Genomic DNA, 25,825 nt, shown 5'->3' with positions numbered 1-25,825 from the left:
CCGGCAGCGTACGGCTTACATCTCGCGTCCGTTGGTATGGATAACCTGTTTTAACCACGCGTAGCTCTTCTTCGGCACGCGCTTCAGGTCTTTCAGGTCGTGATTCTCGCGGTTGACGTAGACCACGCCGTAGCGCTTGCGCATGTCGCCCTGCGAGCTGAGAATGTCAATCAATCCCCAGCCGAGGTAGCCAATGACCTCTGCGCCATCCTCGAACATCGCGTCTTTCATGGCCTCGATATGCGCCCGGTGGTAGTCGATGCGGTAGGTATCCTCAATCGGGTTGACCCCGTCCCAGGATTCAATCACCCCTATGCCGTTTTCAATCGGAAAGACCGGCATGCGCCAGTCGTTGGCGTAGCGGGTAATGATGGTGCGAAAGCCCAGCGGATCGATCTGCCAGTTCCACTCGGTGGCCTTCAGGTACGGGTTATTTTTCTCGCCGTGCAGGAGGTAATTGTTCACCGGCGTGCCTTCCGGGATCGCATCGCTGTCCAGCGTTTTACTGGCGTAGTAGCTGAAGGCCATAAAGTCGTTTTTCGTGCGCGCGAACAAAGCGAGATCGTCGGCGCGATAGATATCACCAAAGCCCTCCTGCTCCACCACCGCCATCACCGCCGGGCTGTAGCCCTGGCCTGCGAAGACGCGCAGCAGGTTCTGGTTGAGGAACTCGTCATACTGCTGGGCGCAGAAGATATCGCGCGGCTTGCAGGTGGCCGGATAAATCAGCTGGTGCGCCAGCATGCCGCCCATTAGCTGGCCCGGTTTCGTCTGGTGCAGGTATTCGGTCAGCGACATGTGCGCCACCATCGCATGGTGCTGAAGCTCATACAGCTCGCGCAGAGTCTTCTCGCCCTTCATATAGCCGGAAATGCGGAACGCTTCCGGCATATGGAAAATGTTCTGCTCGTTGAAGGTCAGCCAGTACTTCACCCGGTCCCCGAAGCAGTCGATCATCTTTTTGCCGTAGCGGATAAAGGCTTCCACCACGCGGCGATCGTTGAAGCCGTTGTACTCCTGCGCCAGCGCCAGCGGCATATCGAAGTGGTAGAGGCAGACCATCGGCTCGATACCGCGGGCGAGCAGATCGTCAATAAAGCGGTCGTAAAAGGCGATGCCCTCGTCGTTGAACTCGCCGTCACCCAGCGGGCAGACGCGGCTCCAGGAGATCTGGAAGCGGTAGCAGTTCATGCCCAGATCCTGCATCAGGTCGAAATCTTCCCGGTAGCGGTGGTAGGAGTCGGTCGCCACCTTCCAGTCGGAAACGTTTTCCCCGGCCTCACGAATGTCGTACACCGACATCCCCTTCCCGCCCTCGTTCCAGGCCCCTTCCGTCTGCATGCTGGACACCGAGTTGCCCCATAAAAAGTTGGCTGGCAGTGAATTGTTCATGCTCTCTCCCTATATGACTAGTCATTTAAAATTTCATGACTAGTCATATAGGCGAAGATGAAATTTCGATCAAAGGGGAGGATCGTTTTTTGTGAGGTTGTTGGAAATAAAAAGCCCCGGCCGTTGCCGAGGCTGAGTTCCTGTTTAATGTTTAAAGCCCGCTTTCTGCCGCAACTTTTGCCTGGGCAATTGCTCCGGCATTGAATATAGGGTGCTCGTAGCGATCGGTTACGTCCTGAACCCTGTATATCTTCCATGTGCCAGATTCTCGCCGAACGAATACCCGTAACTCTACTTTTCCGCCGTTTTCTCTTCCAATCCAGACCGGCATAACCTCTCCGCCCATAAACGATTTGGCTGACCCGACATTTAACGCCGACACCCATGAAGGATCATAGTCCTGCGCATAAGCGAAGTAATCAGATCCAAGCAGGTCTTGTTCGGGTATCGACTCTATATCGTCCAGTCTCTTAATCGTGTCAGCAGAGACATATTCGCGCAGATCAGACGGCGAATATTCATTGTCGCTACTTGTAAGTGACATCAGATAAGTGGAGTAAAAAGAGTGCACCCGCGTCGGCGCGCATTGATCCGGCTTAACCGAGCAAGCAGAGAGCAAGCAAATGCATAACACTATTGCGGCTCGCATCAATTCATCCTGTAAACTTTAAAAGCTGGCTGGGCCCTGCGATAACCCGGCCCGGGGTACATGCTGCGCTGTCGGAAATCTGAGATCCACTGCGTCCCATCATACATTGTCATATGCCCGCTGGAGTTTCCTCCCGGATAGGGTTGAATAACAGCGACATCACCGCTCAATAATGTTGAACCGGGCGGGACTTCACGAAATCCCGCACGCAGTAAAGATTGCCCGTAATCTTTTGCGTTTAGCGTTCTCTCCAGCCGTATGCCTCCAGCGGCTATAGCCTCTCGGGTAAAAGTCGCACATTCGTTATGTGAACGACCAAGAGCATGTGATCGGAGGTGTGAAACAGCAACGTCTTTGTTCCAGCTCATTCTTAGTTCCCTTAAGTAAGTAAGAGCTGAATTATCGTGCCAGTCATTAACTTTTTGTTGGCTGAAAAATGCTTAACGTTGTCCGGTCAAAATATGATTTCACGCGCCAGTAAAAAGGCCGGATTCGCTGCGCGGATCCGGCCAGAGTTGCCACCTTTAGCAGTTTATCCGCGCGGAGCGTCGCCAAAGACAGCATAATCCGGCAGTCGAACCTGCTGATACGGCTCCCAGCCGCCGCCGAGGGCTTTATAAAGCGCTACCAGGTCAAGCGCGCTTTGCACCTGCGCCTGCGCGCGCTGCTGTTCGGCCTGGGCCAGCTGACGCTGGGCGTCCAGCACGTCGATAAAGCTGGCGATCCCCTGCCGGTAGCTGTCGCTGGCGAGATCAAAGGCGTTTTGCAATGCGTCGATGGTTTTCGCGAGACCCGCCTCACGCTGCTGATCGGTGCGATAGCTCACCAGCGCGTTTTCGACATCGCCGAGCGCCGTCAGCACCGTCTGGCGATAGTCCAGCACCGCAGCGCCCTGCTGCGCGCGCGCCACCTTGACGCTGGAGACCAGCCGACCGCCCTGGAAAATCGGAATGGAAACCTGCGGGCCGAAGCTGTAGAAATGGCTGCTCCAGTCGGTCAGCCAGCCGGATTCGCTGTTGCGCAGGCCAAACTGTCCGGAGAGGGTGAAGCTCGGGAACAGTTCAGCCACCGAGACGCCAATCTGCGCCGTGGCGGCGTGGAGGTTCGCCTCCGCTTCACGCACGTCGGGACGGCGGCGGGCCAGCGTCGACGGAATGCCGGTCTGTACGATATCCGGCAGCGCGGGCATCGGCTGCGCTGATTGCAGCTCGGCGTCCAGCGCTCCCGGCGGTTTACCGAGCAGGATCGCCAACCCGTTCATCGCCTGGCGTTCCTGGGCCTGATACTGAGGTAGCTGGGCTTCAAGATTACCCAGCTGCGCCCGGGCGTTTTCCACGTCCATCTGCGGCGACAGCCCGCCGCGCTGGCGGCTTTCGGTCAGATCCAGCGTCTGCTGCGCGCTCTCAATTTGCGTATTAAGCGTGGCGATGATGCTCTGCGCCCCGCGCAGCTGTAGCCACGCCCGCGCCACTTCGGCCTCCAGCGACACCAGCGCATCGTTACGCTGTTCGATGGCGGCTTTCTGCTGTGCTTCAGCGGCTTCCACCTGACGGCGAACCTTGCCCCAGAGGTCGATTTCCCACTGGGCGTCAAAGCTGCCCTGGTAAAGATTGATCGGCTGCGTCAGCGGGCCAAGCGCGCTTCGCAGCTGCGGATCGACATTATTCAGCTGGTCGTACACGCCGTGGGATTTTAACTCCCCTTCCAGCCCAAGCTGCTGGCGCGTTGCCTGCACATTGCCATTCACCGACGGGAAAAACGCCCCGCCCGCCTGGTTAATCTGTTCGCGCGCACCGGCAATGCGCAATACCGTTTGCTGTAGCGTCAGATTCCCGGCGATGGCGCGCTCAACCAGGCTGTCGAGCTGCGGCGAGCCGAAGGTTTTCCACCAGCGCGGGTTAGTGGCGGCGGAAGATGTTTGCGATTTCACCGCGCTGTCGCCCTTATCGTTCCAGTGTGTGGCGGCGGGCGGCGCGGGCGGCTGGTAGTCCGGCCCGACGGCGCAGCCCACCAGCAGCATCATTATCATCAGGGGGTGTAAACGTCTGTGTATCATCAGTGTGCTCCTGCACTCCCCTCGCTCTTAACCGGCGAGAGCAACAAACAAAACGGAATCAGTAAGAAGGCCACCGCGCTCAGAATGGTGAAGACGTCGATGTAGGCCAGGAAGCGCGACTGCTCGATCATCGTCTGGTACATCCGCCCGGTGGCAATGCCGGTCGGGTCACCCACCTGAGTGGTGAAGTTCTGGATCGCCTGCGCACTTTCGCGTATTGCCAGCTGGAACTGCTCGTTAAACGGCGAAGCGTGGTAGGCCAGGTGCGCGCTGTGCGCCTGCGAGCGCTCGGTGATTGCCGCCGTCGACAGCGAAATGCCAATCGAGCCGGCCACGTTGCGGAACATGGTAAACAGCGCCGCCGCGTCGGCGTTGAGCCGCCTTGGGATCGAAATAAAGGCGATGGTGGTGAGCGGCACAAACAGGAACCCCAGCCCAATCGACTGGGCGCTGCGGAACAGAACCAGCGTCTCGAAATCGATGTCCGGGGTCAGAGTGCGGGACCAGAAGAACGATACCGCCAGGCAGGTAAAGCCAAAGGCGATGATCCAGCGCGTCTGCACCACCGGCATTAGCTTCAGCACCAGCGGAATAGTCAGCACAATCAGCACCGCCCCGGGCGACAGCACCAGACCGGACCAGGTGGCGGTATAGCCCAAATCCTGCTGCGCCAGCTGCGGGATCACCACCGAGCTGCCGTACAGGATCATCGCCATCCCCGCCATCAGCAGGCTGGAGATCGCAAAGTTGCGATCCTTCATGCAGTGCAGATCCACCACCGGCTTTTTGGCATACATCAGCCAGTAGATCGCGCCAATAATGCCAATCAGCGTCAGTACCGCGAAGGTGCGGATAAAGTTCGAATAGAACCAGTCATCATCTTCGCCCCGGTCGAGCATCACCTGCAAACAGCCAAGGCCGAGGGCGATCAGGCCGATCCCCGTCCAGTCGACGGTGAGCTTCTCTTCCGACTTTTTCTCCCACGGCGGATCTTCCAGCAGCTGGTAGATCGCCAGCACCGTCACAATCCCCACCGGTATGTTGATAAAGAACACCCAGCGCCAGGAGTAGTTGTCGGTGATCCAGCCCCCCAGCGTCGGACCGAGCACCGGCGCAACGATAATCGCAATGGAGGAAAGCCCAAACGCTTTGCCCCTGTCCTCCGGCTTGAAGTAGTCGAGCAGCACCGACTGCTGGGTGGGCTGCAACCCGCCGCCGAAGAAGCCCTGCATCACGCGGAACAGGATGATTTGCCAAAGCTCGGTGGCGATGCCGCACAGGAACGAGCAGATGGTGAACATCACAATGCAGATCAGGAAGAACTGCTTGCGGCCAAACAGCCGGCTCAGGAAGGCCGAGATCGGCAGCACGATGCCGTTCGCCACCAGGTAGCTGGTCAGCACCCAGGTGGATTCGTCGTAGCTTGCCGAGAGCGACCCCGCCACGTGCGGCAGCGCCACGTTGACGATGGTGGTGTCCAGAATCTCCATAAACACCGCCAGGGTGACCACAATCGCCACCGCCCACGGGTTACTGGCGGGCTTCCAGTTTTCGTGGCTGCTGTCCGTCATTCCACGGTGACCTTCGGTTCAACCGACAGCCCAAGCGGCAGCGGCTTGTTCGGATCCAGCCCTTTATCAATGACGATTTTCACCGGCACGCGCTGCACGATCTTCACAAAGTTACCGGTGGCGTTTTCCGACGGGAAGGCGGAGAAGCGCGAGCCGCTGCCCTGCTGGATGCTGTCAATATGGCCTTCCAGCGCCATATCCGGCCAGGCATCGACGGATACTGTCACTTTATCGCCCGGCTTCATGCGCTCAAGCTGCGACTCCTTGAAGTTCGCCACCACCCACACGTTCGGGGAGACCAGCGAGAACAGCGCCGTGCCCGCCTGCACCAGCGTACCGGCCTGGACGTTGCGCTTAGTGACAAAACCGTCGAACGGGGCGCGGACTTCGGTATAGGAGAGGTTCAGGTTGGCGGTTTCCAGCTGCGCCCTGGCCTGATCGACCTGCCGTTCGCGGGCTTCAACATTCGTTTCCTGCTGGCGGATTTGCAGCTGAACCTGCTCCGCCACTTCCAGCTGCGCCTGCGCGCTGGCAAGACCGGCCTGTGCGCTGCGCAACTGAGCGTTGGCGGAATCGATACTTTGTTGCGTCGTCGCGCGCGGGTCAACGCCGCGCTGACGGCGGTACTCCGCCTGCGCGTTGGCCATATCCGCCTGCGCTTTCAGTACCTGGGCTTTGGCTTCATCGCGCTGGGCGGGGTATTGCACTTTTGAGAGCGCCAGCTGCGCCTGGGCCTGATGCAGCTGCGCCAGCGCCAGCCCAAGCTGGGCCTGAGCCTGATCGCGCTGGGCGGTGGTATCGCGAGGATCGATCACCACCAGCACGTCCCCTTTTTTCACGCGCTGGTTATCCCGCACGCGAAGTTCAGTTACGTAGCCCGCTGTTTTAGGGGCAATGGTCACCACGTCGCCGTCGGTAAAGGCGTCGTCGGTGGTCTCTTCGTTGCGGGTTAAAAACCACCAGACCAGCGCCACAATCACCATCACGATGACCACCATGCCGAGGATAATTAACGGTTTTTTGCCCGGACGCTTGCGTTCGTTATTGTTTTTATCCTGCTCGTCAGCAGGTGGATTTTGTTCTTCTGCCATAGTTCAGCAACGGTCCTGTCAGTGAGCGGCATCACACTATGCCGTTCACTAAAGCTAGGACGTTGCTATACATTTGCCAGGAAAAACTGACAAATTGCGCACTATATGAGAAGGAATAGTCCGAAACCGATCGCCGCTGACCAGAGCAGCATCGGGATTGACCATAGATGGAAGCGCCACCAGATGCGGCGATCGTTGGCCATGCGCAGGGCGATAAGGTTTGCCAGCGAGCCGGGCAGCAGCCCAAAGCCACCGACGTTGACCGCCCACGCCAGCAGCATCGTAGGGGGAACATAGTTAAGCAGTAAAATGGTGGACGGCACGTTACTGATTACCTGCGAAAGACCAATCGCCGTCAGCCATAATCCCGGCTGCGACAGACCGCTGACGCTCTGGAGAACGTTCTGCAATGCCGGGAGCTGGATCAGCAGGTGCACGTCAATAAACATCGCCATAAACACCAGCAGCAGCGTCCAGTCGACGCTCACCAGCACCCGCCGGGCGAGGAACAGGAAACCGCACGCCACCAGCAGCGCGCCCGCCAGCGCCTGGTTTAGCTCCAGCGCAGTGAGGAAAACGATATACAGCCCCAGGCAGCTCCAGACGAGACGCGGCTGCCACTGGGGGCCGGCTGTACCGCTGTGGTACTGCAACGTTTTATTCGGGAAGGCAAACCAGCAGACCACCAGCAGCGTCGCCACGATCGCCAGCGCCAGCGGCGCCATCTGCCCGGTAAACGCGGTAAACGACAGGCCCGAGCGTCCCCACAGCAGAATGTTCTGCGGGTTACCGATCGGCGTAAGCAGAGAGCCCGCATTGACGGCCAGCGCTTCAAAAATAATCAGGCGGGTAACCGGTATTTCGCACAGCTTACGCAGTGTGAGCGTCAGCGGCACCACAATGAACAGCGCCACGTCGTTAGTGAGAAACGTCGACAGCAGCGCCGCCGAAAAGACCATGAACAGGGCCAGCTTGCGCTCGGTGGCAAAGCGGCGCACCATTTTGCGCCCCAGCACGTCAAAATAGCCGCTCAGCTCAACGCCTTTGGTGAGCATCATCAAACCGCTCAGGGTAATAATGGTGCGCCAGTCTATTGCCGCGGGCCAGGCCTGCGGCCTGAAAGGCACAAAGACGCAGAGCCCAACGCCAATGATGAGTAAAAGATGGAAAAAGCGATCGCGTTTCAGGGCCTGCAAACCGGGAATGTTCATTCAGCGGAGGGACCGTATTTGAGCGTAAATTCGCGGAACTTCACCAGCGTCTCTTCGCTGACGTGGTGTTCCATCCCTTCGGCGTCCCGACGGGCAATGTCCGGGCTGACGCCCAGCACCAGTAAAAAGTTCTCGACGATCTGATGGCGCTCGCGGCTCTCCTGCGCCAGCTTTTCGCCTTCAGCGGTAAGAAACACCCCGCGCCAGGGGATCATTTCGATCAGCCCTACCGACGCCAGACGTTTTAACATTTTGGCCACCGTTGGCTGAGACACCCCCAGCCGTGCGGCCATATCGACCTGGCGCGCTTCGCCCACCTCACGGATCAGGTCGGAGATCAGCTCTACATAATCATCAATCAGTTCCCGGCGGTGCGCCTCACGCACCTGACGGAAGCCTTCCACATGCTCTTCAACGTTCACCAGTTGCGTCGTTTTTTTTGTTGTTGGCTTACCTGCGCGACGGTTCATTGTGCTTCCTCAATGGGGTTGACGCTTCCAGCGCCCTGTAACGGAGCGCACATTGTAAACCATAGCTCTACAAGCACAAAAAATTAACGAATTAGCCATAGCTATACAATATAGCCTGTGCTATATCTGTATGTAATGCAGTCACCCTTCACGGATCGAAGGGATCATGAATCAGGAGGTCTTATGAATGAATTCAAGAGGTGTATGAACGTGTTTACCCACTCTCCTTTTAAAGTGCGCCTGATGCTGGTGAACATGCTGTGCGATATGTTTACCACCAAACCGCAGCAGGACGACAAATCTTCCCACTAAGCGGCGTCGCGGTACGCCGCTTCATTTTCCAGTCATTTTTCCCCGGCACACTGTCCTTTTCCCGATTATTTTTGCGGATTTGCAGCCCCCTTCGCAAAACATCTGTTTAGCAACTGTTGACCTTACTTCACGCTCGCACTATCTTCTTGCAGCCCTGCATCCTTTGCGGCTCGCTGAAGCGGACCCCTCATTCCCTTTTCACGCACAGTCAGGCAGGCTTTGACCCTTGGCGCCAGGGTGAGCACATGGCGTTTTCGTGATAGCGATCTATGAACGTAACCCTGATTGATACACTTGTTACCCGCAGCCGGGCCTTAAGCCCGTGGACGGGATTCTATTTTTTGCAATCGCTGCTGATTAACTTTGCCCTTGGCTACCCCTTCAGCCTGCTTTATGCCGTCGGATTCACCTGCATCCTTCACCTGCTGTGGCGAAGCGCACCGCGCGTGCAGAAAGTGCTCATCGGGATCTGTTCTCTGGTTGCTGCCGCCTATTTCCCGTTTGGCCAGGCCTATGGCGCGCCGAACTTTAATACCCTGCTGGCGCTACACTCCACTAATATGGAAGAGTCCACGGAGATCCTGACGATCTTCCCGTGGTACAACTACGTGGTTGGCCTTTTCATCTTTGCCCTGGGCGTGATGGCGGTTCGTCGTAAGCCCGTCGAGAAAAAGCGGTGGGGTAAAATTGAAAGCCTGTGCCTGGCCTTTAGCGTGGTGACGTTTTTTGTCGCGCCGGTACAAAACCTGGCTTGGGGCGGCGTGTTTAAGCTGAAAGATACCGGTTATCCGGTGTTTCGCTTCGTTAAAGACGTGGTGGTGAATAACGAGGAAGTGCTCGACGAGCAGGCGCGTATGGCCGAGCTTTCCACAATGAAAGACACCTGGAACGTGCTGGCGGTAAAACCGAAGTATCACACCTACGTGGTGGTGATCGGTGAAAGCGCGCGTCGCGATGCGCTCGGCGCGTTTGGCGGTCACTGGGATAACACGCCGTTTGCCAGCGCCGTCAACGGTACGCTGTTTACCGACTACGTGGCGGCCAGCGGCTCAACGCAAAAATCTCTCGGTTTGACGCTCAACCGCGTCGTGGATGGAAAACCGCAGTTTCAGGATAATTTTGTCACCCTGGCCAACCGGGCCGGTTTTCAGACGTGGTGGTTCTCCAACCAGGGGCAGATTGGCGAATATGATACCGCCATTGCCAGCATCGCGAAGCGTGCCGACGAGGTACAGTTCCTGAAAAGCGGTGACTTTGAAGCGGACAAAAATACGCAAGATGAAGCGCTGTTGAAAATGACCGCGCAGGTTTTTGCCACCCAGCGCACCCAGCCGCAGCTGATTGTTCTGCACCTGATGGGTTCCCATCCGCAGGCCTGCGACCGCACGAAGGGAAAATACGCAGATTTCGTGCAGTCGAAAGAGACCTCCTGCTACCTCTACACCATGACGCAAACCGACGATCTGCTCAGCAAGCTGTACGCACAGCTGCGCAACAGCGGCGACAGCTTCTCAATGGTCTATTTCTCTGACCACGGTCTGGCGTTTAAGGAGCGCGGAAAAGAGGTGCAGTATCTGGCCCACGATGACAAATTCCAGCAGAACTTCCAGGTACCGTTTATGGTGCTGTCGAGTGATGACAAAACGCATCGCATCATCAAAGCGCGTCGTTCCGCGAACGATTTCCTGAAATTCTTCTCCCAGTGGACGGGGATTAAGGCGAAAGAGATAAAAAATGATTACCCGTTTATCTCCGGCAAGAAGGGCCCGCCAGTGTACATTACCAACTTTAAGTTACAGAAAGTCGACTATAACCATCTGGGAACGGATATTTTCGATATTAAGAGTAAGTGATCTCTGCCGTCTCGTGCGATCTGATGCCTTCACGCTGGCCTCTCCCACCGGAAGAGGCACAAACACTAAAAACGGCAACCTCTGGTTGCCGTTTTGCTCTATCTTCCATAAAAAAATCCGCCTCAAAGGGCGGATTTTTTACTGGCTCACCGAAGTGATTAGAAGCGGTAACCTACGCCCGCAATCCAGGTGCCAACGTCAACGTTGCGGATACGGCTCTGCTCATAGGAGAAGTCCAGAGCAACGTTTTCGATTGGGTTGAACTGCATACCTGCGCCATAGGAGAAACCGTAGTCGCTGTTGCTAGCAGTACGGTTCAGACCCTGGTTTTCGGTCTGCTGGAATTTACCGTAGCCAACACCTACAACACCGTAGATGCTTGCCCAGTCATTCAGGCGGTAAGCAGGACCCGCGGTGATGCCGTAGTACTGACCTTTATTGTAAGAGCCATTTTCAGTACGATCTTTCTCGGTGTAAGTGAAAGAACCGATCACACCCAGCGGGTTGTTGTCTTGCTCATAACGGTACTTCAGGTTGAAACCGTTGGTTTTGTTCATCACGCCCTGCATATCGCTCTGAGCGTAACCACCAGTTACAGTAGAAGTTGCCGCTACAGCGGTACCTGCGGAAACAGCCAGAACAGCTGCCAGTGCTGAAAGACATGCAATTTTTTTCATAACCACCTCAAATGTGCTTCAAGTAAGTCCGTAAGTTTTAAATATATCAAAAAAATCTGTGAAACTCTTTGTCATTCACGATGTCTAATGCGACCTTTCCTGTAACAGAACATTTCCAGCACCAGCTATCTTGTTCAAATAACTCCAGATTTTCACCTTCAAACGCTAATAGTGCGCGTCATCGCCAGAAAGTTCATCCAGATTATTCCTAATCTTTCAGGCGATAAAAGCATCAACCTTTCCTCATTTTACGGATTTTCCCTGGATTTTTTTCAACAGTAGCTCAACCGTCGCAGCTTATTTCCATTACACTGCGACTTTTACCTCTTTTGACAAAAATTGACAGGAGAAAGGATGCCTGGTTTACCCCGTAAATCGTCGGTCTGGATGCCGGTGGTCGTCATACTTATCGCGATGATGTCCATTCAAAGCGGCGCGTCGCTGGCAAAATCGCTCTTTCCGCTGGTTGGTGCGCCGGGCGTTACGGCGCTGCGTATCGCGTTAGGCACCCTGATCCTCGTGGTTATCTTTAAGCCCTGGCGGCTACGTTTTAAAAAGGAGCAGCGCCTTCCCCTGCTCCTCTATGGGCTGGCGCTGGGAGGGATGAACTACATGTTCTACCTCTCTATTCAGACTATCCCGCTGGGGATCGCGGTTGCGCTTGAATTTACAGGCCCGCTGGCGGTTGCCCTCTTCTCTTCTCGTCGTCCGGTGGACTTTATCTGGGTCATACTGGCCGTGCTGGGGCTCTGGTTCCTGCTGCCGCTCGGTCAAAGCGTTTCACAGATCGATCTGACGGGGGCTGCTCTGGCGCTGGGCGCGGGGGCTTGCTGGGCGGTGTATATTCTCACTGGCCAGCGTGCGGGGGAAGAGCACGGCCCTGCGACGGTCGCCCTGGGCTCGCTGATTGCCGCCATCATCTTTGTTCCGATCGGCATGGCGCAGGCCACGGATTCGATCTGGCAATGGTCCATCCTGCCGGTTGGGCTGGCGGTCGCTATTCTCTCCACGGCGCTTCCCTACTCTCTGGAGATGATCGCCCTGACGCGGCTGCCTACGCGTATTTTTGGTACGCTCATGAGCATGGAGCCCGCGCTGGCCGCTATCTCCGGCATGATTTTCCTCGGCGAAACCCTGACGCTGGTGCAGACGCTGGCGCTCTGTTCCATTATCGCGGCGTCAATGGGCTCCACGCTGACCATGCGCCCGGAACCAAAAGTTGAAAAAATTGACCTCAACTAGCCCTTAAATTCTGCATGGCTTACCGGCCATGCAGAATAGAGGTCTCGTCCGCGCTTCAAATAATTTCTTACAAACTCTCTTATATTGCCAAAATATTTCAGCTGCCCGCCTTGTCTGGGAAGGAATTAAGATTGATCTGCATCAATTTATATAAAATATATAAAAGTCAGTAAGTTAAAAGTTCAACCTACCTTTCGCTATTAAACCAATAGGCAGAGCCAAACCGCAGGGAAAAAATCCGGTGCTATACTTAATCCCGTAATTACCTGGGACACAAACATCAAGAGGATATGAGATTATGAGTACCGCTAAACTGGTGAAAACGAAAGCGTCTAATCTGCTTTATACCCGTAACGATGTATCGGATAGCGATAAAAAAGCGACCATTGAGTTGCTGAATCGCCAGGTGGTCCAGTTCATCGATCTTTCGCTGATCACCAAGCAGGCCCACTGGAATATGCGCGGTGCAAACTTTATTGCCGTTCATGAAATGCTGGATGGCTTCCGCACAGCACTGGTAACTCACCTGGACACCATGGCCGAACGCGCCGTACAGCTGGGCGGTGTGGCGCTGGGTACCACGCAGGTGATCAACAGCAAAACGCCACTGAAAAGCTATCCGCTGGATATCCATACCGTTCAGGATCACCTGAAAGAGCTGGCGGACCGTTACGCGATCGTCGCGAACGACGTGCGTAAAGCGATTGGCGAAGCGAAAGATGAAGACACTGCGGATATCTTCACCGCTGCCTCTCGCGACCTGGATCAGTTCCTGTGGTTTATCGAGTCCAACATCGAATAATCCCTGCGGATTGTCTGAATAACCCTCGCCCCCGGCGGGGGTTTTGCACATTTATGGTGCGCACTTTTGCCCGCAATGGCCGCAAAAGTGAATGAAATGTAATAATCACCTCACACAACCGTTAACGGAAGATTGTTTTTTCGTCAGATTCTGCGCTAAATATCCCCCTGTCAGAAGACCTTAACGAAGCGCACCAAAACGGTGCTCCATTCTGGTGCAACATGACAGGATTGCCACGCTTTTTGTGCAATGCATGACATCATCCCCTTTGCAAAACAATAGCTTGTAAAACTGGCATGATTTTTTCATTGTGCCAGAGGTTCTCGCAGGGGATCGCCCCGTGGATATAAAAGGAAATGCTATGAAGTCTGTATTAAAAGTTTCACTGGCTGCACTTACCCTGGCGTTTGCGGTGTCCTCGCAGGCCGCCGACAAACTTGTTGTGGCGACTGACACGGCGTTCGTACCGTTTGAATTCAAACAGGGTGACAAATACGTTGGTTTTGACGTCGATCTGTGGGCCGCTGTCGCAAAAGAACTCAAGCTGGATTACACCCTGAAGCCAATGGACTTCAGCGGTATCATCCCGGCGCTGCAAACTAAAAACGTTGACCTGGCGCTGGCGGGCATCACCATCACCGAAGAACGTAAAAAAGCGATCGACTTCTCTGACGGCTACTACAAAAGCGGCCTGCTGGTGATGGTAAAAGCGGATAACAACGACGTCAAAAGCGTGAAAGATCTCGACGGTAAAGTGGTCGCCGTGAAGAGCGGCACCGGTTCCGTGGATTACGCGAAAGCCAACATCAAAACCAAAGACCTGCGTCAGTTCCCGAACATCGACAACGCGTATATGGAACTGGGCACCAACCGCGCTGACGCGGTGCTGCACGACACGCCTAACATTCTGTACTTCATCAAAACCGCAGGGAACGGCAAGTTCAAAGCGGTAGGCGATTCTCTGGAAGCACAGCAGTACGGTATTGCGTTCCCGAAAGGCAGCGACGACCTGCGTAATAAAGTGAACGGCGCGCTGAAAACCCTGAAAGAGAACGGCACCTATAACGAAATCTACAAAAAATGGTTCGGTACCGAGCCTAAATAACTTCACCTGAACTCAGGTTTGTAACGCCCGGTGGCGCTCACGCGCGCCGGGCCTACGTTTTTCGTTTTTCACCACGGTATACAGGAATACATCATGCAGTTTGACTGGAGCGCCATCTGGCCTGCCATTCCTCTCTTGCTTGAAGGCGCTAAAATGACCCTGTGGATTTCGGTCCTCGGTCTGGTTGGCGGGTTGATTATCGGTCTGGTGGCCGGTTTCGCTCGTACCTACGGCGGCTGGATTGCAAACCACATCGCACTGGTTTTCATCGAAGTGATCCGCGGCACCCCCATTGTGGTGCAGGTCATGTTTATCTACTTCGCCCTGCCGATGGCCTTCACCGACCTGCGCATTGACCCGTTCAGCGCAGCCGTTGTCACCATCATGATCAACTCCGGCGCTTACATTGCGGAAATCACCCGCGGCGCGGTGCTGTCGATTCATAAAGGCTTCAGCGAAGCCGGTCTGGCGTTAGGCCTTTCCCGTCGCGAAACCATCCGTCACGTGATACTGCCGCTGGCGCTGCGCCGCATGCTGCCGCCGCTGGGTAACCAGTGGATCATCAGCATTAAAGACACCTCGCTATTTATTGTTATCGGCGTGGCCGAGCTGACCCGTCAGGGCCAGGAGATCATCGCGGGTAACTTCCGCGCCCTGGAAATCTGGAGTGCGGTCGCCGTTGTCTACCTGGTTATCACGCTTGTCCTGAGCTTTGTTCTGCGTCGTCTTGAAAGAAGGATGAAAATCCTGTGATTGAATTTAAAAACGTTTCCAAGCACTTCGGCCCAACCCAGGTGCTGCACAATATCGATTTGAACATCAGGCAGGGCGAAGTGGTGGTGATCATCGGGCCGTCCGGTTCCGGTAAATCCACCCTGCTGCGCTGCATTAACAAGCTCGAGGAGATCACCAGCGGCGATCTGATCGTCGATGGCCTGAAGGTTAACGATCCGAAAGTGGACGAGCGCCTGATCCGCCAGGAAGCGGGCATGGTATTCCAGCAGTTTTACCTGTTCCCGCACCTGACGGCGCTGGAAAACGTCATGTTTGGCCCCCTGCGCGTGCGCGGGGCCAGCAAAGCGGCGGCGGAAGCGCAGGCCAAAGATCTGCTGGCGAAAGTGGGTCTGGCAGAGCGTGCCCACCACTACCCGTCAGAGCTGTCCGGCGGCCAGCAGCAGCGCGTGGCCATTGCCCGTGCGCTGGCGGTGAAGCCAAAGATGATGCTGTTTGATGAGCCCACGTCCGCGCTCGACCCGGAGCTGCGTCACGAGGTGCTGAAAGTGATGCAGGATCTGGCGGAAGAAGGCATGACGATGGTGATCGTGACCCACGAAATCGGCTTTGCCGAAAAAGTGGCGTCTCGTCTGATCTTCATTGATAAGGGCCGTATCGCGGAAGACGGCAATCCGCAGGCGCTGATTGCGAACCCACCGAGCCAGCGTCTCCAGGAATTCCTGCAACACGTCTCCTGATAGCCACACACTGAGCCGGGCATGCCCGGCTTTTTTACGCCGGATTGTTCCCAAAAACTCCCCTCCGCGTCTCGCCCTCTATACTTATCATTTTGCACGATATTTTTGCCGGAGGACGCCGTGCCGTGGATCCTGTTACTCCTGTTTAGCCTGTTTAGCGCGCCATCGCTCGCTGTAACCATTCCCGGCGTCAACACCGGAGCCACCGCCACTCAGCAAAATGCGGCCCCAGAACCGGACGCTGAAAAGAAAAAAGCCGCCTACAGCGCGCTTGCCGACGTGCTTGAGAACGACACGTCCCGGCAGGAGCTGATCGATCAGTTGAGGAAGGTGGCCGCCACGCCGCCTCAGGATCCGGTTCCGACCATAGCGCCGCCGGAAGCCGAAGAAGAAAAGACGGTGCTGGAAAACGTCACCGACATCAGCCGCCGCTACGGGGAAGCCCTGTCGTCGCGTTTTGCCCAGCTCTATCGCAACCTGATTGGCACCTCGCATAAGCCTTTTAACCCCCACACTTTCTCCGCAGCCGCCACGCAGTTTTCTATTCTGGCGGGTGCGGTATTTATCTTTTACTGGCTGCTGCGTCTGTGCGTCTGGCCGCTCTACCGGAAGATGGGCCAGTGGGGGCGTAAAAAGAATCAGCATAAAAGCAGCTGGCTGCATCTCCCGGCCATGATTACCGGGGCCTTTATCATCGATTTGCTGCTGCTGGCGCTGACGCTGTTTGTCGGTCAGCTGCTGGCCGACCGGCTTAATACCGGGAATAAAACCATCGCCTTCCAGCAGGGGCTGTTCCTGAACGCCTTTGCCCTGATCGAGTTCTTTAAGGCGCTGCTGCGGCTAATATTCTGCCCGAACGTGCCGGACCTTCGCCCCTTCGCCATTCAGGATCGGAGCGCCAAATACTGGGCGGTGCGGCTGAGCGTGCTGAGCGGGTTGATCGGCTACGGCCTGCTGGTCGCCGTGCCGATTATCTCCAACCAGGTGAACGTGCAGTTCGGCGCGCTGGCGAACGTGCTGATCATGCTCTTCATTACCGTCTGGGCGCTGTACCTCATCTTCCACAATAAAAAGGCCATCACCGACAGCCTGCTGAACCTGGCCGATCGCTCCCTCTCCTTTTTCAGCCTGTTTATTCGGGCCTTTGCGCTGGTATGGCACTGGCTGGCCAGCGCCTATTTTATCGTGCTGTGCTTCTTCTCCCTGTTCGACCCGGGCAACAGCCTGAAATTTATGATGGGGGCGACGTTCAAAAGCCTGGCGATTATCGGCATAGCGGCGTTTGTTTCTGGCCTGCTTTCCCGCTGGCTGTCGAAAACCATCACCCTGTCGCCGCAGGTTCAGCGGAATTACCCGGAGCTGCAAAAACGGGTAAATGGCTGGACGTCGGTGTCGCTGAAGGTCGCGCGCATTCTGACCGTCTGCGTGGCCATCATGCTGCTGCTGAACGCGTGGGGCCTGTTTGACTTCTGGAACTGGCTGCATAACGGCGCGGGGGAAAAAACCGTCGATATTCTTATTCGTATCGCGCTGATCCTGTTCTTCTCCGCCGTGGGCTGGACGCTGCTGGCAAGCCTTATCGAGAACCGGCTGGTGTCGGATGTTCACGGCAGGCCGCTGCCGAGCGCCCGCGCCCGCACGCTGCTGACCCTGTGCCGCAACGCGCTGGCGGTGATCATCAGTACCATTACCATCATGATTGTGCTGTCGGAAATCGGGGTCAATATCGCCCCGCTGCTGGCAGGTGCCGGTGCGCTGGGGCTGGCGATCTCCTTCGGTTCACAGACGCTGGTTAAAGATATTATCACCGGCGTTTTCATCCAGTTTGAGAACGGGATGAACACCGGTGATCTGGTGACCATCGGATCGCTCACCGGCACGGTTGAGCGGATGTCCATTCGTTCGGTAGGCGTGCGTCAGGATACCGGGGCGTACCACATTATTCCGTGGTCATCGATCACCACTTTTGCCAACTTTGTGCGCGGCATTGGTTCGGTGGTGGCAAATTACGACGTCGATCGTCACGAAGATGCCGATAAGGCGAAGCAGGCGCTGCGCGCTGCGGTGAGCGAGCTGATGGAGATGGAAGATATTCGCGGACTGGTGATTGGCGAGCCGTCGTTCGCGGGCATCGTCGGGCTGACGAACACCGCCTTTACCCTGCGCGTGTCGTTTACCACCCAGCCGCTAAAACAGTGGACGGTGCGCTTTGCCCTCGACAGCATGGTGAAAAAACACTTCGATCTGGCGAACGTGAGAGCGCCGGTGCAGACGTATCAGGTATTGCCGCCGCCCGCTTCGCCGCTCCCTCCGCAGGAGCCGACGCTGTAACCGAGCCGGGTGGCGGCTTCGCCTTACCCGGCCTACGATGGGGTGCTATTTGCGGCGTTTGTTATCGTCCATAAAGGTCCAGGCGATAAAGCGGCTCTGCTTCTGGCCCTGCGCCATCTCTTTTTTGACGACCTTCACCGCACCGACGTCGGTGAGCGCACGGTACAGCGGCGGCAGGTTATCGCCACGGGAGACCAGCGTGGTAAACCATTTCACCTGGCGACCGAAGCCTTTACTCTCGGCAATCATGCGCAGAATAAAGGCCACTTCCCCGCCCTCGCACCACAGCTCCTGCTGCTGGCCGCCAAAGTTCAGCGCGCCATCTTCAGCCTGACCCAGGTTACGCCGCTTGCGTTCGCTTCCCGCCCGTGCAGAGGCGGCGGAGTCGTGGAACGGCGGGTTGCACAGGGTGGCATCATAATTTTCGTTCTTGTGAATAATGCCGTTGAAAATAGCGGCCGCATCCTTCTGACGACGCAGGCGAACGGCTCGGCTTAACCCCGGGTTAGCGTTAATAATGGCCTGCGCGCTGGCGAACGCTTCGTTACCGATCTCGCTGCCGGTAAATCGCCACTGGTACTCATGCGCGCCTATGAGGGGATAAATCAGGTTCGCGCCGGTACCGATATCAAGAACGGTAGCCTGTTTCGGCACTACGCCATCGTGGTCCTCCGCCAGCAGATCGGCAAGGTGGTGGACGTAATCCGCACGCCCCGGCACCGGCGGGCAGAGAAAGCCTTCAGGGATGTCCCAGTGCGTAACGCCATAAAAATGGGCCAGCAGCGCTTTGTTCAGCGTTTTAACCGCCAGCGGATCGGCGAAGTTGACCGACGGTTCACCGGCTGGGGTCTGAACGATAAAATCCTGCAACTCAGGGCAGCTCTGGCACAGGGCTTTCATGTCGTAGCGGCTACGGTGGCGGTTACGCGGGTGCAATCCCGGCTTTTGGGAAGTCATGGCATTCTCCTTTAAACAGCCGCGTAAGATACCCTGTGACGGCGCGGGGGTAAATATCTCTCTGAGCCGCTCAAAAAAACGACAAAAATCAGCCACCTGTATGTCTATGATCTGTCAGCAAATTGTCAGTATTTATCGTTCAAAAAACACGCAGATCATCATCAAATTTTTGCGTTAAATCACCCTCGTCAGGCTTCTAAACTAAAAAGGAATCACCTGTTGTTTCCCTGAGGATGTGATGATGAAAACGTATCTGACCTTTATTATTGCGGGTGCGCTGGCAGGCGCATCGTTCTCCGCCTGGTCCGTTCAGCCTCTGACCGACAGCACCGACACCGGTCAGCTACGCGCTGCCGGGACTGTCTCCGTCAGCCGGGCAAGCAACCTTGATGACCTTCAGGACAAGCTGGCCGAAAAAGCCCGTCAGGAAGGGGCTAAAGGCTTCGTGGTAAACGCCGCCGGTGGCGATAACCATATGTACGGTACCGCGACTATCTATAAATAACCCACCTCCTTCCGGACTGCATCCGTCCTGCGGATGCAGTTCTCTTTCTCTGCGCCTTGACTGTGCGTTTTTTAACCCCATATTGATAATATGGCTTTAACCACTCAGGGGAACAGTATGGCTTCCGGTTGGGCGAATGACGACGCCGTTAACGAACAGATGAACAGTACCATTGAAGATGCGGTCGCGCGTGCTCGTGGCGAAATTCCGCGCGGCGAAAGTTTGACGGAATGCGAAGAGTGCGGGGAACCCATTCCCGAGGCACGGCGTAAAGCCATTCCCGGTGTACGGCTTTGCATCGCCTGCCAGCAGGAGAAAGATTCAAAAAACGCTTCACATTCAGGATATAATCGCAGAGGATCGAAAGACAGCCAGTTACGTTGACTTTCCTTTACCGAAGCTAACCCCACTTGCCGCTTCCTTTACGCTCACGACTTTTAGCGAAGCGCGTAGCAAAACGTGCCCTTGCCATCCGTTCTGTAAAGCGCTTCAGCAAGAAGTGTAAATCGTGCGTCTGAATTTATTAATAATCAATAAGTTATTTGTCATTCAAATTTTTTGAGCAACCACGTCAATTCTCTTCGATTTTATCTCTCGCAAAAAAGCGTGATACTTATCACATCGACGGAACATCGTCCCCTTAACAGAATAACCTGCGAGAAATTAGCCATGAAAACGATCAAATATGCTGTTGCTGCTGTTGCCCTGTCCGCTCTCTCTTTCGGCGCTTTCGCTGTAGAGCCTGTTTCTTCTACTCAGGCACAGAATCTGAATAAAATCGGTGTGGTGAGTGCAGAAGGCGCAACTACGCTGGACGGTCTGGAAGCAAAACTGGCTGAGAAAGCAGCGGCTGCCGGCGCAAGTGGATACACCATTACCTCCGCTAACGGTAATAACAAACTGAGCGGTACTGCGGTTATCTACAAATAATCGAACGAATTTTGCTTCACCCTCACCCTCCCTCTGGTGAGATGCTCCAACCCTCATTGACCCTGTTGTTGTTACCCTTTGTTTGCCCGTCCGCCACTGGACGGGCTTTTTTTTATTTAAAAGGACTGCGCCACGCGCTGCATTCCGGCTTCTACCGTCTCCACTTCTCCCGTAGCCAGCAGGCAGCAGGCCATTTGCAGCCGGATCGACTGCGGAACCGGCACCTTTCCGGCCAGACACTGCACGATCCAGTGCGCGGTAACCTGCGGATCTTTCGATTCAGGCAGAATGACATCGCTGCTTTCTTCCCCACGTTCGAGCACAACGCGGGTCCCGGCAGGCTCAATGAGCATCATCTGCGGACAACGCTGGGGATTGGCGTAAACCTCCCCTTCGGTTCCATGCATCAGCAGCGCCCGCCCACCGATTTCGGCAAAGAATTGCCCGACGCGCGTCACGTACTCCGGATGGGAGACGCTGGAAAGACGCAGCGCGGCGTCTTCGGCAAACGGCGTCACCAGCTTTGCCAGCGTGTGAGCGCTGTTACGTACGCCCATGCGCCAGCGCATGTCCAGCTGCTTTTCCAGCGGCGGGCAGAGCGCACTCACGGGGATATAGACCGGCTGGTTCCCTTCCAGCTTTGCCTGCGCCTGACCTGCATGGAGGGTCGGTTCGATGCCTAACAGCTCAAGAATGGTTTCTGTCAGCACGCGCGTCGGATCTTCGCTCACGCCATGGACCACCACCGGGAAACCGAGCTTCTGCAACAGAATAGCCAGCAGCGGCGTGAGGTTTGCCTGTTTACGCGCGCCGTTATAGGTCGGGATCACAATCGGCATCGGCTTCGTGACGGGCGGGGTTAAGCGCATTGTCTGCGACTGCATGGCCTCATAAAAGCCGCGCATCTCCGCCTCACCTTCCCCTTTAATACGCAGCGCAATCAGTATGCCGCCCATTTCCAGTTCCGGCACGTCGCCATTCAGCATGTGCGTGTACAACGCACGGGCTGTTTCCTGGTCCAGATCGCGGGCGTGGTTTTTTCCACGCCCTACCTCTTTGATAATTTTGCGGTAATCCACGACATTTCTCCTGAATGCATCATCTTGTTAACAATATAGCCCTGATGACTGGCTGGCCGTTAGTTTTTTATCAGGCAAGGCAACCTTCTGTTTTGATGATAAAAAATAAACACAACCTTTTTTTCAATTATTTGTGATTTCTATGGCTAATTCATAACCATACATTTTTTGATTAAATAACCCACGGAAAGTCATTAAGGGTCAACGGTGAAACGTCCAGGCAACGTTCTCGCCAGAAACATATCAGGATTTGCTATGAACAAGGTTGCTTTAGGTTTAATCATCGTCGCAGCGGTGGGATGTTCTGCATCCACGTTTGCGGCAACAAACGGTGAAGGACAAATAAACTTCACCGGTGAAATTATCGATTCTGCTTGTCAGGTCGTAAATGGATTAAGTAATCCATTAAATGTGCAGTTGGGTAAAGTGTCTAAAACGGTATTTACCGGTGCAGGCTCTACCAGCACCTTAACGCGGTTTGATATTAAGTTAACGAATTGCCCTGACACGGTCACCTCCGCTGCGATTAATTTCGGCGGTAAGCCGGATGCGAATAACAATTCAACGCTTGCCTTAACGCCAGATACCGATGCGGCGACGGGCGTGGCGATTCAGCTGGTGGATGCGTCAGAGCAGCCGGTCAGCCTGTATACGCCGTCGCAGCAGTATCAATTAACCTCCGGTACGGCGGTTAACGATCTGGAGTTCGGCGCGCGTTATATTCAAACCGGCGCGGCAATTACCGCAGGCCCCGCTAACTCTGTATCGACCTTCACCGTTATTTATAACTGATCTTATCAATCCGGAGAGAGTAATGCTTTTGCGAGCATTACTCTCTCCTCTATTAATTGAGAAATCTTTATGCGCCACGGTTATTTACTGAGCACGCTTTTACTGGTAGCCGCCACTGCACATGCAGGCGTCATTATTAATGGCACCCGGCTGGTCTATCAGGGAGATAAGAAGGAATCTTCTCTTGGTCTTTCAAATCCAGATGCGACGGATTATCTGGTGCAGTCCTGGGTCGATTCCGGCGGTAAAAACCAGGCCAAAGCCCCGTTCCTGATCACCCCGCCGCTTTTCCGTCTGGATGCGCAGGAAGATAACGTTCTGCGCGTGGTGCGTACGGGCGGAAATATACCGGAAGACAGGGAATCCCTGTACTGGTTGAACATTAAAGCGATCCCTTCCTCAAAGCACGTTGAGGGCGTGAATACGCTGCAAATTGCAATCAACACCCGCATCAAACTGCTGTATCGCCCGTCTGCGGTAAAAGGCCGACCGGAAGATGTGGCGGATAAACTTGAATGGCATCGCGAAGGCAACGACCTGGTGGTGAATAACCCCACGCCTTTCTATATGAATTTCCAGACCGTCACGCTGAACGGTCAGAAAGTCACGAAAGCGACCTGGGCCGTTCCGAAAACGGAAACGCATTTTGCCTTACCGGGTAATGTCGGGGGCGCGAACGTAACGTATTCCATTATTACTGATTACGGCAGCATCAGCCATACGTTCTCTAAATCCGTTCATTAATACTTCCCCGGTAATAAAATAATCATGTACAGCGATAAAAAGCCGTTCACCTGCCGAATTTCATCATTGCTGGCCATTCTTTGTGGCCTGGCAATGGCGATCTTTGCCCAGCAGGTAATGGCTGATGATTATTTTAACCCTGCCCTGCTGGATATTGATAATCCCCAGCAGGGAAAAACCGATCTGTCCGTATATGAAAAAGGCCCCGGCCAGGCACCGGGAAAATATGAGGTCGCGGTGTTTATCAATAATAATAAAATTGATACCCGCAACGTGACCTTTACGCTTGAGAAAGATCCGCAGGGCAACGGCACGCTGCAACCTTGTTTTAGCCTGGACGATTTAAAAAGCCTCGGTATCAAGACCAAAAAATTTCCGCAGCTGATGGCCAAAGGCCAGTGCGCCAATATACGCGTCATCCCTGCGGCATCCGCAACCTTTCGCGTTCGCAACCAGCAGCTGCTGCTGAGCATTCCTCAAACGGCGCTGGGCCAGGTGCCTCGCGGTTACATTGACCCGAAAGCGTTTGACGAAGGCATCACTGCCGGCCTGCTTAACTACAGCGCAAATGCCAGCCACAGCCGTGCACGCCAGCGCGGCGAGCAGGATAACAGCAGCCAGTACGTTAACCTGCGTCCGGGTTTGAACGTTGGCGCATGGCGCATTCGCAACTATTCCACCTGGAATCGCAGCACCACGGGTAAGGAGGAGGAACAGAAATTCACCTCCGTTTATACCTATGCGCAGCGCGATATTGTGGCGATGAAAAGCGACGTCACCGTCGGCCAGAGCTCATCGCCTGCCGATGTTTTTGACAGCGTGCCCTACACCGGCGTGGAGCTGAAATCCGACAACGACATGCTGCCGGACAGCGAGAAAGGCTATGCGCCCATTATTCGCGGCACTGCCCACAGCAACGCGCTGGTGGTGGTTCGCCAGAACGGCTACGTCATTTATCAAAACACGGTCGCGCCGGGCGCGTTCGAAATTAACGATCTTTACCCCACCGGAAGCAGCGGCGACCTCCAGGTGACCGTGAAAGAGACCGACGGCAGCGAAAGCCATTTCGTGGTGCCGTTTGCCTCCGTGCCGGTATTGCAACGTGAGAAAAACCTGCGCTACAGCGTGACCGCCGGACGCTATCGTTCTTATGACAAAGACGTGGAAAAGACTCCGTTTGCCCAGGGCAGCGCCATCTACGGTTTACCCTACGGTGTTACCGCCTACGGTGGCGTGCAGCAGAGCAGCCATTATCAGTCTCAGGCGGTCGGCGTCGGGAAAAACATGGGCGATTTAGGCGCCTTCTCCATTGACGTCACCCGCGCCAAAGCCCTGCTGAAAAAACAGCAGGCCAGCAAAGGCCAGTCGTGGCGCGTGCGCTACAGCAAAGATATCGTCCAGTCAGGCACTAACTTCTCGCTGGCCGGCTATCGCTATAACAGCAAAGGGTTTTACACCCTGGAAGACACCATGGAGTCCTATACCCGCGCTGACGACTGGTCTGCACCGCAGCAGCGCCGCGCCCGCACCGAAGCCACCGTTGACCAGACGCTGCCGGAAGGCTGGGGGTCCCTGACCCTGAGCCTGGTGAAAGAGACCTACTGGAGTCAGAGCCAGAACATGACCTCCGTGAGCGTCAGCTACAACAACAGCTGGCACGGCGTGAGCTACAGCCTCAGCTACAGCATGAACAAAAACACCCACGACAGTGACGAAGACGGCAATGAGGTGACGAACGATAACCAGTTCGCGCTGAGCGTCTCGGTTCCGCTGGATCGCTGGATGCATAACACCTGGGCCACCTACAACCTGAACAACACCAAAGAGGGCACCACGCAGAACATCGGTCTGAACGGTACGGCCCTGAAAGAGGACAACCTGAACTGGAATATTCAGGAAGGGCTGAGCAGTACCGGCAGCGGTAACTCCACCAGCCTCAACGCCGATTACAAAGCAACGTACGGCGAACTGAGCGGCGGCGTCAGCCAGGACAAATATCAGCAGAGCGTGAACGTCGGGCTACAGGGCGGCGTGGTGGCCCACGCCAACGGGATAACCCTGAGCCAGCCGCTCGGGGAGACCATCGCACTGGTGAAGGCCCCGGGCACGCACGGGACGCACATTACTAACCAGACCGGCGTTGAAACCGACTTCCGCGGCTACACCGTCGTGCCGTTCGTCACCGCGTACCGCCACAACACCATTGCGCTGGATACCGAAACGCTGCCGGATGACGCCGACGTCACCCACGCGGCGCAGATCGTCACCCCAACCCGCGGGGCCGTGGTGCGCGCCAGCTTTAACACCCGCGTGGGCAACCGCGTGCTGATGACGCTCACGCAAAACGGCAAACCGCTGCCGTTCGGCGCGACGGTCACCACGGAGGATAAGGACAGCGAATTTATCGTCGGTAATGACGGCCAGACCTATCTCTCAGGTCTGCCGCAGCAGGGGCATCTCGCCGTTTCCTGGGGACAGGACGCGAGCGAGCGCTGCATCGCTGACTATGCGCTAACGGATGAGAAAGAGAAAACCAGCATCATTAACGCTGCCGCGCAGTGTCACTGATCCACCGTTCAGGCTA

The 25,825-nt window shown here is 55.7% G+C and carries 25 protein-coding genes; 14 read left to right on the top strand and 11 right to left on the bottom strand.

Annotation, left to right across the window (positions count from 1 at the left end):
- Positions 1-15: 15 nt before the first annotated feature.
- The 8 genes from E0L16_RS02440 to mntR form a co-directional block, all read right to left on the bottom strand.
- Positions 16-1,392, bottom strand: a complete 1,377-nt coding sequence (locus tag E0L16_RS02440) for a glycoside hydrolase family 1 protein (RefSeq protein ID WP_131636230.1) — start codon at positions 1,390-1,392, stop codon at positions 16-18.
- Between the two features lie 151 nt (positions 1,393-1,543).
- A complete protein-coding gene (locus tag E0L16_RS02435) occupies positions 1,544-2,041 on the bottom strand; it encodes a YqhG/Tai3 family protein (protein ID WP_131636229.1) in 498 nt (165 codons plus the stop codon).
- Complete coding sequence (locus E0L16_RS22160; protein WP_131636228.1) at positions 2,041-2,409, bottom strand: NlpC/P60 family protein; 369 nt, start codon at positions 2,407-2,409, stop codon at positions 2,041-2,043. Before E0L16_RS22160 ends, E0L16_RS02435 begins: the two co-directional genes overlap by 1 nt.
- 164 nt (positions 2,410-2,573) lie before the next feature.
- On the bottom strand, positions 2,574-4,097 hold the full coding sequence (locus E0L16_RS02425) for an efflux transporter outer membrane subunit (protein ID WP_131636227.1): 1,524 nt from the start codon (positions 4,095-4,097) through the stop codon (positions 2,574-2,576).
- Complete coding sequence (locus tag E0L16_RS02420; protein ID WP_063866180.1) at positions 4,097-5,668, bottom strand: DHA2 family efflux MFS transporter permease subunit; 1,572 nt, start codon at positions 5,666-5,668, stop codon at positions 4,097-4,099. The genes E0L16_RS02425 and E0L16_RS02420 overlap by 1 nt, the downstream gene beginning before the upstream one ends.
- The gene (locus tag E0L16_RS02415) at positions 5,665-6,759 is read right to left on the bottom strand and encodes an HlyD family secretion protein (protein WP_131636226.1); all 1,095 of its coding nucleotides are present in this window, start codon (positions 6,757-6,759) and stop codon (positions 5,665-5,667) included. The genes E0L16_RS02420 and E0L16_RS02415 overlap by 4 nt, the downstream gene beginning before the upstream one ends.
- A gap of 101 nt (positions 6,760-6,860) precedes the next feature.
- Positions 6,861-7,970, bottom strand: a complete 1,110-nt coding sequence (locus E0L16_RS02410) for an anion transporter (protein WP_131636225.1) — start codon at positions 7,968-7,970, stop codon at positions 6,861-6,863.
- The gene (gene mntR, locus E0L16_RS02405) at positions 7,967-8,440 is read right to left on the bottom strand and encodes a manganese-binding transcriptional regulator MntR (protein ID WP_063449275.1); all 474 of its coding nucleotides are present in this window, start codon (positions 8,438-8,440) and stop codon (positions 7,967-7,969) included. The genes E0L16_RS02410 and mntR overlap by 4 nt, the downstream gene beginning before the upstream one ends.
- Positions 8,441-8,623: 183 nt before the next feature.
- On the opposite strand from mntR, the gene mntS reads away from it, so the two are divergent.
- Both mntS and E0L16_RS02395 read left to right on the top strand, forming a co-directional pair.
- A complete protein-coding gene (gene mntS / locus E0L16_RS02400) occupies positions 8,624-8,752 on the top strand; it encodes a manganase accumulation protein MntS (RefSeq protein WP_063449276.1) in 129 nt (42 codons plus the stop codon).
- Between the two features lie 269 nt (positions 8,753-9,021).
- Positions 9,022-10,605, top strand: coding sequence for a phosphoethanolamine transferase (locus tag E0L16_RS02395; RefSeq protein ID WP_131636224.1), 1,584 nt, complete (start codon positions 9,022-9,024; stop codon positions 10,603-10,605).
- A gap of 158 nt (positions 10,606-10,763) precedes the next feature.
- On the opposite strand, the gene ompX is transcribed toward E0L16_RS02395, so the two are convergent.
- A complete protein-coding gene (ompX, locus tag E0L16_RS02390; protein ID WP_003858450.1) occupies positions 10,764-11,282 on the bottom strand; it encodes an outer membrane protein OmpX in 519 nt (172 codons plus the stop codon).
- A 354-nt stretch (positions 11,283-11,636) separates the two neighbouring features.
- Between ompX and rhtA the strand changes: the two genes are divergently transcribed.
- From rhtA to ybiO, 6 genes are all read left to right on the top strand, one after another.
- A complete protein-coding gene (rhtA, locus tag E0L16_RS02385) occupies positions 11,637-12,524 on the top strand; it encodes a threonine/homoserine exporter RhtA (protein WP_131636222.1) in 888 nt (295 codons plus the stop codon).
- A gap of 298 nt (positions 12,525-12,822) precedes the next feature.
- Entirely contained in the window at positions 12,823-13,326 is a 504-nt protein-coding gene (dps, locus tag E0L16_RS02380; protein WP_000100801.1) for a DNA starvation/stationary phase protection protein Dps, read from the top strand.
- Positions 13,327-13,687: 361 nt separating this feature from the next.
- Complete coding sequence (gene glnH / locus E0L16_RS02375) at positions 13,688-14,431, top strand: glutamine ABC transporter substrate-binding protein GlnH (RefSeq protein ID WP_003858455.1); 744 nt, start codon at positions 13,688-13,690, stop codon at positions 14,429-14,431.
- A 93-nt stretch (positions 14,432-14,524) separates the two neighbouring features.
- A complete protein-coding gene (gene glnP / locus E0L16_RS02370; RefSeq protein ID WP_131636221.1) occupies positions 14,525-15,184 on the top strand; it encodes a glutamine ABC transporter permease GlnP in 660 nt (219 codons plus the stop codon).
- On the top strand, positions 15,181-15,903 hold the full coding sequence (gene glnQ, locus E0L16_RS02365) for a glutamine ABC transporter ATP-binding protein GlnQ (protein ID WP_063866174.1): 723 nt from the start codon (positions 15,181-15,183) through the stop codon (positions 15,901-15,903). Before glnP ends, glnQ begins: the two co-directional genes overlap by 4 nt.
- A 120-nt stretch (positions 15,904-16,023) precedes the next feature.
- Complete coding sequence (gene ybiO / locus E0L16_RS02360; RefSeq protein ID WP_131636220.1) at positions 16,024-18,234, top strand: mechanosensitive channel protein; 2,211 nt, start codon at positions 16,024-16,026, stop codon at positions 18,232-18,234.
- Positions 18,235-18,279: 45 nt separating this feature from the next.
- Here ybiO and rlmF read toward each other — a convergent pair whose 3' ends face one another.
- The gene (gene rlmF / locus E0L16_RS02355; RefSeq protein ID WP_063866173.1) at positions 18,280-19,191 is read right to left on the bottom strand and encodes a 23S rRNA (adenine(1618)-N(6))-methyltransferase RlmF; all 912 of its coding nucleotides are present in this window, start codon (positions 19,189-19,191) and stop codon (positions 18,280-18,282) included.
- Positions 19,192-19,432: 241 nt separating this feature from the next.
- Between rlmF and mcbA the strand changes: the two genes are divergently transcribed.
- The 3 genes from mcbA to ybiJ all read left to right on the top strand — a co-directional run bounded on the left by mcbA (position 19,433) and on the right by ybiJ (position 20,626).
- Entirely contained in the window at positions 19,433-19,696 is a 264-nt protein-coding gene (mcbA, locus tag E0L16_RS02345; protein WP_063866507.1) for a DUF1471 family periplasmic protein McbA, read from the top strand.
- A 117-nt stretch (positions 19,697-19,813) separates the two neighbouring features.
- A complete protein-coding gene (locus E0L16_RS02340; RefSeq protein WP_131636218.1) occupies positions 19,814-20,080 on the top strand; it encodes a DksA/TraR family C4-type zinc finger protein in 267 nt (88 codons plus the stop codon).
- Between the two features lie 285 nt (positions 20,081-20,365).
- Positions 20,366-20,626, top strand: a complete 261-nt coding sequence (ybiJ, locus tag E0L16_RS02335) for a DUF1471 family protein YbiJ (RefSeq protein ID WP_107534976.1) — start codon at positions 20,366-20,368, stop codon at positions 20,624-20,626.
- 116 nt (positions 20,627-20,742) lie between these two features.
- On the opposite strand, the gene ybiB is transcribed toward ybiJ, so the two are convergent.
- Positions 20,743-21,705, bottom strand: coding sequence for a DNA-binding protein YbiB (gene ybiB / locus E0L16_RS02330; RefSeq protein ID WP_107534975.1), 963 nt, complete (start codon positions 21,703-21,705; stop codon positions 20,743-20,745).
- A 255-nt stretch (positions 21,706-21,960) separates the two neighbouring features.
- Here ybiB and E0L16_RS02325 point away from each other — a divergent pair, with 255 nt between their 5' ends.
- The 3 genes from E0L16_RS02325 to E0L16_RS02315 all read left to right on the top strand — a co-directional run bounded on the left by E0L16_RS02325 (position 21,961) and on the right by E0L16_RS02315 (position 25,809).
- A complete protein-coding gene (locus tag E0L16_RS02325; RefSeq protein WP_131636261.1) occupies positions 21,961-22,497 on the top strand; it encodes a fimbrial protein in 537 nt (178 codons plus the stop codon).
- A gap of 69 nt (positions 22,498-22,566) precedes the next feature.
- Complete coding sequence (locus E0L16_RS02320) at positions 22,567-23,241, top strand: fimbrial biogenesis chaperone (RefSeq protein WP_131636217.1); 675 nt, start codon at positions 22,567-22,569, stop codon at positions 23,239-23,241.
- 24 nt (positions 23,242-23,265) lie between these two features.
- Positions 23,266-25,809, top strand: coding sequence for a fimbria/pilus outer membrane usher protein (locus tag E0L16_RS02315; protein ID WP_165498392.1), 2,544 nt, complete (start codon positions 23,266-23,268; stop codon positions 25,807-25,809).
- Positions 25,810-25,825 lie beyond the last annotated feature (16 nt).

Source organism: Enterobacter quasihormaechei (assembly GCF_004331385.1).
In the GTDB taxonomy this organism is placed as follows: Bacteria; Pseudomonadota; Gammaproteobacteria; order Enterobacterales; family Enterobacteriaceae; genus Enterobacter; species Enterobacter quasihormaechei.
This window is presented reverse-complemented; position numbering and strand designations above follow the sequence as displayed.

Excerpts from the sequence above, each read along its gene's own strand:
- E0L16_RS02440 (WP_131636230.1), bottom strand. The coding sequence starts at position 1,392 with ATGAACAATTCACTGCCAGCCAACTTTTTATGGGGCAACTCGGTGTCC.
- E0L16_RS02435 (WP_131636229.1), bottom strand. The coding sequence starts at position 2,041 with ATGCGAGCCGCAATAGTGTTATGCATTTGCTTGCTCTCTGCTTGCTCG.
- E0L16_RS22160 (WP_131636228.1), bottom strand. The coding sequence starts at position 2,409 with ATGAGCTGGAACAAAGACGTTGCTGTTTCACACCTCCGATCACATGCT.
- E0L16_RS02425 (WP_131636227.1), bottom strand. The coding sequence starts at position 4,097 with ATGATACACAGACGTTTACACCCCCTGATGATAATGATGCTGCTGGTG.
- E0L16_RS02420 (WP_063866180.1), bottom strand. The coding sequence starts at position 5,668 with ATGACGGACAGCAGCCACGAAAACTGGAAGCCCGCCAGTAACCCGTGG.
- E0L16_RS02415 (WP_131636226.1), bottom strand. The coding sequence starts at position 6,759 with ATGGCAGAAGAACAAAATCCACCTGCTGACGAGCAGGATAAAAACAAT.
- E0L16_RS02410 (WP_131636225.1), bottom strand. The coding sequence starts at position 7,970 with ATGAACATTCCCGGTTTGCAGGCCCTGAAACGCGATCGCTTTTTCCAT.
- mntR (WP_063449275.1), bottom strand. The coding sequence starts at position 8,440 with ATGAACCGTCGCGCAGGTAAGCCAACAACAAAAAAAACGACGCAACTG.
- mntS (WP_063449276.1), top strand. The coding sequence starts at position 8,624 with ATGAATGAATTCAAGAGGTGTATGAACGTGTTTACCCACTCTCCTTTT.
- E0L16_RS02395 (WP_131636224.1), top strand. The coding sequence starts at position 9,022 with ATGAACGTAACCCTGATTGATACACTTGTTACCCGCAGCCGGGCCTTA.
- ompX (WP_003858450.1), bottom strand. The coding sequence starts at position 11,282 with ATGAAAAAAATTGCATGTCTTTCAGCACTGGCAGCTGTTCTGGCTGTT.
- rhtA (WP_131636222.1), top strand. The coding sequence starts at position 11,637 with ATGCCTGGTTTACCCCGTAAATCGTCGGTCTGGATGCCGGTGGTCGTC.
- dps (WP_000100801.1), top strand. The coding sequence starts at position 12,823 with ATGAGTACCGCTAAACTGGTGAAAACGAAAGCGTCTAATCTGCTTTAT.
- glnH (WP_003858455.1), top strand. The coding sequence starts at position 13,688 with ATGAAGTCTGTATTAAAAGTTTCACTGGCTGCACTTACCCTGGCGTTT.
- glnP (WP_131636221.1), top strand. The coding sequence starts at position 14,525 with ATGCAGTTTGACTGGAGCGCCATCTGGCCTGCCATTCCTCTCTTGCTT.
- rlmF (WP_063866173.1), bottom strand. The coding sequence starts at position 19,191 with ATGACTTCCCAAAAGCCGGGATTGCACCCGCGTAACCGCCACCGTAGC.
- mcbA (WP_063866507.1), top strand. The coding sequence starts at position 19,433 with ATGAAAACGTATCTGACCTTTATTATTGCGGGTGCGCTGGCAGGCGCA.
- E0L16_RS02340 (WP_131636218.1), top strand. The coding sequence starts at position 19,814 with ATGGCTTCCGGTTGGGCGAATGACGACGCCGTTAACGAACAGATGAAC.
- ybiJ (WP_107534976.1), top strand. The coding sequence starts at position 20,366 with ATGAAAACGATCAAATATGCTGTTGCTGCTGTTGCCCTGTCCGCTCTC.
- E0L16_RS02325 (WP_131636261.1), top strand. The coding sequence starts at position 21,961 with ATGAACAAGGTTGCTTTAGGTTTAATCATCGTCGCAGCGGTGGGATGT.
- E0L16_RS02320 (WP_131636217.1), top strand. The coding sequence starts at position 22,567 with ATGCGCCACGGTTATTTACTGAGCACGCTTTTACTGGTAGCCGCCACT.
- E0L16_RS02315 (WP_165498392.1), top strand. The coding sequence starts at position 23,266 with ATGTACAGCGATAAAAAGCCGTTCACCTGCCGAATTTCATCATTGCTG.